Source organism: Mariniflexile sp. (assembly GCF_041583155.1).
In the GTDB taxonomy this organism is placed as follows: Bacteria; Bacteroidota; Bacteroidia; order Flavobacteriales; family Flavobacteriaceae; genus Mariniflexile.
The window spans coordinates 123596-132519 of sequence record NZ_JBFHGK010000005.1 but is presented as its reverse complement, the minus strand read 5'-3'; the positions used below and the strand labels follow the sequence as shown (position 1 = coordinate 132519).

The following is an 8924-nucleotide window of genomic DNA, read 5'->3' as shown; positions in this document are numbered from 1 at the left end:
CCAATTACATGTTGACTCCCAATCAAATGCACAAACAAAATAGTATCAAAAGAAAAAAATATAAAACTAAAAAAGGCAGTGACATAAAATCACTACCTTTAAATTATTAATTCTGTATCCCTATTTCAGGACGTCACAAATGTAATTGAATTTATAATGAAATAAGAGCTAAAATGGTCTATAAAAAATTGCTTTATCAAGCTATTCTATAAGCCCCTTTACCTCATTAAAATCCAATCCGCCATAATTACCCGAACTCATTAATAATAACGCTTTATTGTTAAAATTCTGCGAGAATAAAAAGTTTTTAAAATCCTCTGGATTGGTATAAATAATCAGGTCATCCCGCTCAAAAGCATTGGCTATTTGTCCGTGGGTTACTTCTTTAAGCTTTTTAATTTGTACGGCATGTGGCGAATAAAAAACCACGGCAACATCTGCTGCATCTAAAGTTCCTTTATATTGGTTTAAAAATTCAGCGTTTAAACTGCTATAAGTATGCAACTCTAAGCAAGCTACAATTGTTCGGTTTCCAAATTGCTCTTTCACAGCCTTTGTGGTCGCTTCCACCTTACTTGGTGAGTGTGCAAAATCCTTGAAGGCTACACTAATTTTTCCTTCTGCTATTTTCTCTAAACGCTTACTTGCTCCTTTAAAGCTCGCAATAGCTTCATAGAAATCGTCTTCATCAATACCCATGTGTTGACAAATCCATTTGGCTCCTGCTAAATTATTTAGGTTGTGTCTACCAAAAACTTCTATTGGCAGTGGTCCTTCTGGTGTATCTAAAAGGGTTTGTCCGTTTTCAACTGTATAATCGGGAGTATTATAAGGCAATTTTCGAATGGGGTTGGCTGAAGCTTCAACAACACGCTTTACCTCTAAATCTTCTTCATTATAGGTGATACTTCCACCGTTTACAATGCTGTCTACAAAAATGCGAAACTGCTCTACGTAATTATCATATGTTGGAAACACATTGATGTGATCCCAGGCAATACCACTTAACAAAGCAATATTGGGTTTATATAAATGAAATTTTGGACGCCTATCAATTGGAGAACTCAAATACTCATCGCCTTCTAAAACCATGAAATCGTTGGTTTCCGTTAGTTTAACCATCACATCGAAACCTTCCAACTGTGCTCCTACCATATAATCTACATCGCGATCATGGTAATGCATTACATGTAAAATCATGGATGTTATAGTGGTTTTTCCATGACTACCCCCAATTACAACACGGGTTTTGTGTTTTGATTGTTCATATAAAAATTCGGGATAACTGTAAATTTTTAATCCCAATTCCTGAGCTTTCAACAACTCCGGATTATCTGCTTTGGCATGCATGCCCAACACAACAGCATCTAAACCTGCATCAATTTTTTCTGGAAACCAACCATAGGTGTCGGGTAGTAATCCTTTGGCACTTAACCTGGATTTTGAAGGTTCGAAAATCTCGTCGTCGCTGCCTGTAACTTGGTATCCTTTATTGTGTAATGCTATAGCTAAATTATGCATTGCTGAACCACCAATAGCGATAAAATGTACGTTCATGTAGTTTTATTGTATTCTGAATTATAATATAGAATTTACCTGATTTTATTAGGTTCTTTCCAGAAGTAAATATATGAATTGAATTTGGATGACCGAAGTGTGAATAGGAAGTTTTTGCATTAGCAATTAAAGAGCCATCTTTTTCTCATAAGATGCAAAAAAGTTATACCGATAGGCGCAACCACATTAGTAACGCCATCATACTAAAGTTTTAAAATTCGCTGTTTTTCGTCTTTAAAATATTTGGTTTTTGGCGATTCGGCAAGTGCTAAATCAATATACTTTAAAGCGGCAGCTTTGTTTTTTTTGTGCGCATATATTTGCGAAAGTCTGTAATGTGCCCAAGCTTTGGTCACCCCATCTTTTGGAGAATAGTTTTTTAAATAGGTTTGTAAACATTGAACGCCCTTTTGCAATTCGATGTTATATTGGGCTGCAATTTTACCCATTTCATAATCCAATGCATTTCTCTTATACTTTTCTTTTGCATCTTCAAGATTTGCTAGGGCTTTTTCGGGTTGCTTTTGCTTTTCATAGAAAGTGGTAAGTTTATTATAACACCATAGAGAACCACCTTCCTTAATGGCTAACTTATAATATTTTTCGGCAAGTTCTGGCTCTTCATCATACTCAAAAATGAAGCCTTTTGCCAAATACCCATCTACTTTTGAGAGTTGTTCTAATTGATACGCATACTTTAACGCCATATTTTTACTGCCCCCTAAAACACCTGGTAATTTCATGTAGTATTCCACCAAGGCCCATCGCACATTTTTGTGTTCTGGGTCTAGTTTTGCAGCTTTATGGAGGGCCGATTCTATATCGTTTACCATACCAATAGCTGTAATTTTATTGGACTCCAAAGCTTTCATACCCATGGCGCCACCGTATTTGTAGTGGTATTCCGCATTTTTCGGGTCTGCTTTTGTTAAATTCTCATATATCTCTATCGCTTCGTCCCATTTTTTTTGATGGCCGTAGGTATCTCCTAAAAGTTCAAGGACCTCCAAATCTTTTGGGTGTTTCTCTAAATAAACTGTTATTTTTATTTCAGCTTTATCAAACTGCTTTTGCTTAATTAGATCCTCAAAACCAGCTACATGTGATTGACCAAAAGATACTATCGGAAAAAGTATTAAGTAAATTAAATTTCTCATAACATGTAATTTGTTAACAAATTTCAATACGGCATTTTAACTAAAAATAACTAAATTCACTCAATCAATAACACTATTCTTTCATATATTAATTTTTGGAACAGCTTTTGAAAGTAATTTTATAACAAATTTAATGAAATGAAACAATCGGCAATTTTTTTAACAATTATTTTACTTTCAATATTAGGGCATAGTCAAAATGCTAATTATGAAACACTCTGGAAATCAGTTAAAAACAATGAAGATAATGGTTTACCCAAATCGGCTTTAAACGTTGTAAATCAAATTTCTGCACTCGCTATAAAAGATCAAAATCAAACTCAATTTATAAAAACAATGCTTTTTAAAAGCAAGTATGCATTGGTTTTGGAAGAAGATGCGCAATTAAATATCATTAACGATTTTAAAAATCAAATTACGCATAGTAACATACCAACCAAAAATATATTAGAAAACATTTTAGCTAATTTATATTGGCAATATTTTAACCAAAACCGTTGGCAATTTTATAAAAGAACAAAAACCAATGAAAAAGTAGATACTAATGATTTTAGAACTTGGGATTTGCAAACCCTATTTGATGAAATTCATTTGCATTACCAAAATTCACTACACAATAGCCAAACACTTAAACTACAACCTTTAAGCAAATATGATAGCATATTAACCCTTCAAAAAGGTTCTAAAATTTACAGACCAACCTTATTTGATTTCCTAAGTCATAACGCTTTAGAATTTTATAAAACAAACGAAACCAATATTACCAAACCTGCCTATAAATTTGAAATAGATAATCTTGATTTTTTGGGCGATGCAACCACATTTTCTAATATCACACTCAAACTGAAAGATTCTATGTCTTTACAGTTAAATGCTTTAAAAATTTATCAGAACTTAATTCAATTTCATTTAAAAGATAAGGAACCTTTTGCGTTAGCAGACGTAAATATTGAACGTTTAAAATTTGTAAACCAACATGCTACTTTTAGCAACAAAGAAGCTTTATTCTTGGATGCCTTAAAAACCGAAGCTGAAAACTTGAAAGCTCATGAGGTTTCTGGATTATACGATTTTGAAATTGCTTCAATCTATTATCAACAGGGCAATGCATACACACCTAAATCAAATGAAAAAAATCGTTGGAAAACTAAAGAAGCGTTTGACATTTGCAATGCCGTTACTCAAAAATTTCCTAAAAGTAATGCTGCAGAAAAATGCAAGGTTTTAAAATCTCAAATACTGCAACAAACACTTCAAATTACTACCGAAGATTTTTTGCCTATTCAGAAACATGCGCGTTTATTAGTAAGCTATAAAAATATAGAAAACATTCAATTTAAAATCTACGATATTTCTAGAAATCAATTAGAAAAATTCCAAAAAATTTATAGAAAAGAAGAGCAAGCCGCCTTCATTAAAAGCTTAACATTAAATACAGAATGGCTAAGTAAATTACGCAACGAAAACGATTTACAAACACATAGCACCGAGGTTTTAATTCCAAAATTACCTAATGGAACCTTCATAATCTATGCCGAAACTGAAGCAGACCAAGACATCTTTGCTTTTAGCTCGGTTCAGGCAACAAATTTTGCTTTGTTAGAAAAAGATAGTAAAACGCATACAACCTTTCTGGTAATTGACAGAAACAATGGAAAACCAATTCAAAATGCCACAGTAACTCTAACTTATTTTAAAAATAATGATAGAAATCCAATCAATAGAAATTTCACAACAAATGCTTTAGGAGAAATAACAATCAAAAAAGAAAGCGAGTATTACCGAAATATTTCTGCAAAAATTAGTCACTTAAACGAAACGGCATATTTCGGAGATTATTCTATTAACCAATATCACAAATCAGATAAAAAAGACATAACATATAATGGCTTTTTATTTACCGACCGAAGCATTTACCGACCTGGACAAACTGTTTATTTTAAGGCAATTGCCATGAAAGTGGAAAACGAGAATTCAGAAGTCCTACCAAACAAGTCTGTTTCAACCATTTTATATGATGTAAATAATGTTAAAATCAAAGAGCTTGAATTTGTTACCAATGAATTTGGCTCAATTTATGGTGAATTTATATTACCTAGCAGCGGATTGAATGGTGAATATCATATTAAATTGGATGGAAATGCTGAAGATTTTGAGGTTAATCATTATTTCTCTGTTGAAGAATACAAACGTCCAAAATTCGAAACCAAGTTTACTCCTATAACCGAAACTTATAAGGTAAACGATTCGGTTACAGTAAAAGGAACTGCTTTAGCCTACGCCGGAAGCAACATTACAAATGCTAAAGTGGTATATCGTGTACATCGAAAAGTGGAATACCCACGTTGGTATTTTTGGTACCGCCCATGGTTTATTAGCGAACCTCAAGAAATAACGCATGGTGAAAGCAGCACTAATGATAAAGGCGAATTTGAAATAACTTTTAAAGCCTTGCCTGACCAAAGTGTAGATAAAACGAGTTTACCAATTTTTAATTATCAAATAACGGCAGATGTTACCGACCTAAACGGTGAAACCCGAAGCGCTAAAACCATTATTAACGTTGGGTATCATGCTTTAATTGCGAACATGAGTATTGCTGAAAAAATTGATAAATCTCAAAAAAATCATAACATACTTATTAATACTAAAAATCTGAATGGTGAATTTGTTCCTGCCATAGGAACTGTGAAAATCTATAAATTGGAAGCACCAAAATCAGTTTTAAGACAACGCCCATGGCAGGCACCAGATTATCAAGATTTTTCAGAGGAAATCTTCAAAAACCTATTCCCTCATGATGCTTACATGAATGAAGATGAGCCAGCTAATTGGGCAAAAGGCGACTTGGTTTTTGAAAAATCATTTAACACAGAAGTATCTAAGACACTTGAATTAGGAAGTATTAAAAAATGGAAATCTGGACGCTATATCATCACTTTAGAAAGCATTGATAAATTCGGCCAAATAGTGAAAGACGAAGTAAAAACCACACTTTATAGTGATGATGACAAAACATTAGCAGACAACCAATTATTCAGCATCACAACTAATAAATCAACCTATAAAGTTGGTGAAACCGTAGTTGCAACTTTAGCATCGGGAGCTAAAGATTTAAACATAACTGTTTCTATAGAAAAAAATAATGAGATTGTAAAAACCGAAGTTATTCAATTGAATAACAGCAAGAAAACAATCACCATTCCTGTATCACATTCAGATGTGGGTGGTTTTGCCGTACGATATAGTTTTGCTGTTTTTAATAGTTTTATATCCGATGCCGAAATAATATCCGTTCCATATCCAAAAACCGATTTAGAGATTGAAACAACTACATTTAGAGACAAAATTCAGCCAGGTGTCGATGAAACTTGGAGTTTTAAAATTAAAGGCCCACAAGGAGATAAAGTGTCTGCAGAAATTTTAGCAAGCATGTACGATTCGTCTTTAGATCAGTTTAATCCACATAATTGGAGTTTTAATCCAATACAAAATTCTACTTATTTCTCCTATTATCCTATTCATGCTTATCGTAGTTTCGGCACCCAAAATTTTAGAGTTTATTTTTCAAAAAATTATTCAACTTATTCGCCACAGCAATATGATCAACTAAATTGGTTTGGATTTTATTTTGGAAATCAAAATTCAGGATATAGGAATTTGATGGCTATTTCAAAATCGGCAAAGGCTAATAACATTCCATCTGAACAAGTTAGCGAAGAAGATAGTGAAGTTCTTTTTTCAGCCTTAAATATAGAAGAATCTGGCGAGTTAAGAAAGGAAGAGTTCAGTTCAGACAAAGAGAAAAATTCAATAGAAAATAACCCAATTGAAAAGCAAAACATTCAAAACATTCAAATTCGTAAAAATCTCCAAGAAACAGCTTTTTTCTTTCCGCAATTACAAACTGATAAAGAAGGCACTGTTACTTTCAGTTTTACAACACCCGAAGCATTAACCCAGTGGAAATTACAATTGTTAGCACATACCAAAACCTTGGAAAGTGCTACAAAAACGTTAACAACCGTTACTCAAAAAGAATTGATGGTAATCCCAAATGCGCCACGTTTTTTACGTCAAGGAGATACAATAACCATTAGTACCAAAATTGCAAATCTAACAAACAACGAGCTTTCTGGACAAGTCTATTTATTTTTAACAGATGCTATCACTGGAAAGGATATTACCAATACACTTGTTTCGTCGAATACAATTAAAACATTTACAGCTAAAGGAAAAGGCAATACACAAGTTTCGTGGAACTTAACAATTCCTGATGGTATAGATGCAGTTCAGTATAAAATCATCGCAAAATCCAATACCTTTAGCGATGGTGAACAAAATGCTTTACCTGTTTTAAATAACCGCATGTTAATTACAGAAACCTTACCCATGTGGATCCGCTCTAACGAAACAAAAACATTCACATTAAATAAGCTAAAAACCAATACCTCTACAACACTTAAAAACCATAAGTTGAGTTTGGAAATAACTTCCAACCCTGCATGGTATGCGGTACAGGCACTGCCCTACTTAATGGAATATCCGTATGAATGTAATGAACAAATATTTTCTCGTTTTTATGCGAATGCCTTGGCGAGTCATATTTCAAACTCAAACCCACGAATTAAAGACGTATTCAACCAATGGAAAACGCAAGATGTATTAATTTCAAACCTTGAAAAGAACGAGGAATTAAAGTCAATTCTAATTCAAGAAACACCATGGCTACGTGATGCACAGAGCGAAACAGAACAGAAAAAACGCATTGCCTTGTTATTCGATTTGAATAAAATGAATAACGAGTTGCAATCCTCCAGTAATAAGTTAGCCAACAACCAATTAAACAATGGTTCTTGGGCCTGGTTTAATGGGGGTATTGAAAATAGATATATTACCCAACACATCATTGCTGGTTTCGGGCATTTGGACAAACTTGGTGTATCCTTAAGTAACATAGAAAATTCAAAAATGATTGAAAAAGCCATTAGTTATCTAGACGCGGAATTTGTGAAAGAATACAATGATATTAGAAAATACAATTCAAAAGTCGACTTAACAAAAGATCATTTAAGCTATACACAATTACATTATTTATATATGCGAAGCTTCTATACCGAAATTAAGAAATCTAAAGAAGTTGCTGACATTACAAAGTATTACCAATCACAAATTCAAAAATATTGGTTATCACGTTCTTTATACGCAAAAGGTTTAATGTTATTGGTGGCTAATAGAATGGGCGATAAAGCAACTGCAACAAAAATTTTAAATTCCTTAAAGGAAAACAGCATAATTTCAGAAGAAACAGGTATGTATTGGAAAGAAAATATAGGTTCATGGCACTGGTATCAGGCACCAATTGAAACGCAAGCCTTATTAATTGAAGCCTTTTCAGAACTTGAAAATGATACCAAAACCATCGATAATTTAAAGATATGGTTACTTAAAAACAAGCAAACTAACCAATGGCAAACCACCAAAGCAACAACTGAAGCTATTTATGCGTTATTATTACAAGGTAGTGATTGGTTAAGTGTTACCAATACTGTAAATGTTATGGTTGGAGGCAAAACAATAGAACCTTCAAAACTAGAAAATGTAAAGGTTGAAGCCGGAACTGATTATTATAAAACAACTTGGAATACTTCGGAAATACAACCGAATATGGGTACTATAACTCTAAGCAAAAAAGATGACGGTATCGCTTGGGGTGGTTTATACTGGCAATATTTTGAAGATTTAAATAAAATATCTTCAGCCGATACTCCTTTAAAATTAAGTAAAAAATTATTCCTCAAAACAAATACAGATATAGGAGAACAAATTACAGAAATTACGGATCAAACAAATTTAAAAGTGGGCGATTTAATTCGTGTACGTATTGAGTTGCGAAGCGATAGGGCTATGGAATTTATACACATGAAAGATATGCGAGCAGCAGGTTTAGAACCTATTAATGTAATTTCTGCATACAAATGGCAAGATGGTTTGGCGTATTATGAAAGTACATTAGACGCTTCCACCAATTTCTTTATTGATAATTTGCCAAAAGGCATTTATGTTTTTGAATACGATTTACGGGTAAACCATCAGGGAAACATGAGTAACGGCATCACTTCCATTCAAAGTATGTATGCCCCAGAGTTTAGTAGCCACAGTGAAGGGGTTCGAATTAATATTAATAATAATTAGCTGGCAAAATTATTC

The 8924-nt window shown here is 33.2% G+C and carries 3 protein-coding genes; 1 reads left to right on the top strand and 2 read right to left on the bottom strand.

Going from position 1 to position 8924, the window contains the following annotated elements:
- Positions 1-201: 201 nt before the first annotated feature.
- Both murC and ABYI63_RS03360 read right to left on the bottom strand, forming a co-directional pair.
- The gene (murC, locus tag ABYI63_RS03365) at positions 202-1557 is read right to left on the bottom strand and encodes a UDP-N-acetylmuramate--L-alanine ligase (RefSeq protein ID WP_372753428.1); all 1356 of its coding nucleotides are present in this window, start codon (positions 1555-1557) and stop codon (positions 202-204) included.
- A gap of 203 nt (positions 1558-1760) precedes the next feature.
- Entirely contained in the window at positions 1761-2714 is a 954-nt protein-coding gene (locus ABYI63_RS03360; RefSeq protein ID WP_372753426.1) for a tetratricopeptide repeat protein, read from the bottom strand.
- Between the two features lie 138 nt (positions 2715-2852).
- Between ABYI63_RS03360 and ABYI63_RS03355 the strand changes: the two genes are divergently transcribed.
- The gene (locus tag ABYI63_RS03355) at positions 2853-8909 is read left to right on the top strand and encodes an alpha-2-macroglobulin (protein WP_372753424.1); all 6057 of its coding nucleotides are present in this window, start codon (positions 2853-2855) and stop codon (positions 8907-8909) included.
- Positions 8910-8924 lie beyond the last annotated feature (15 nt).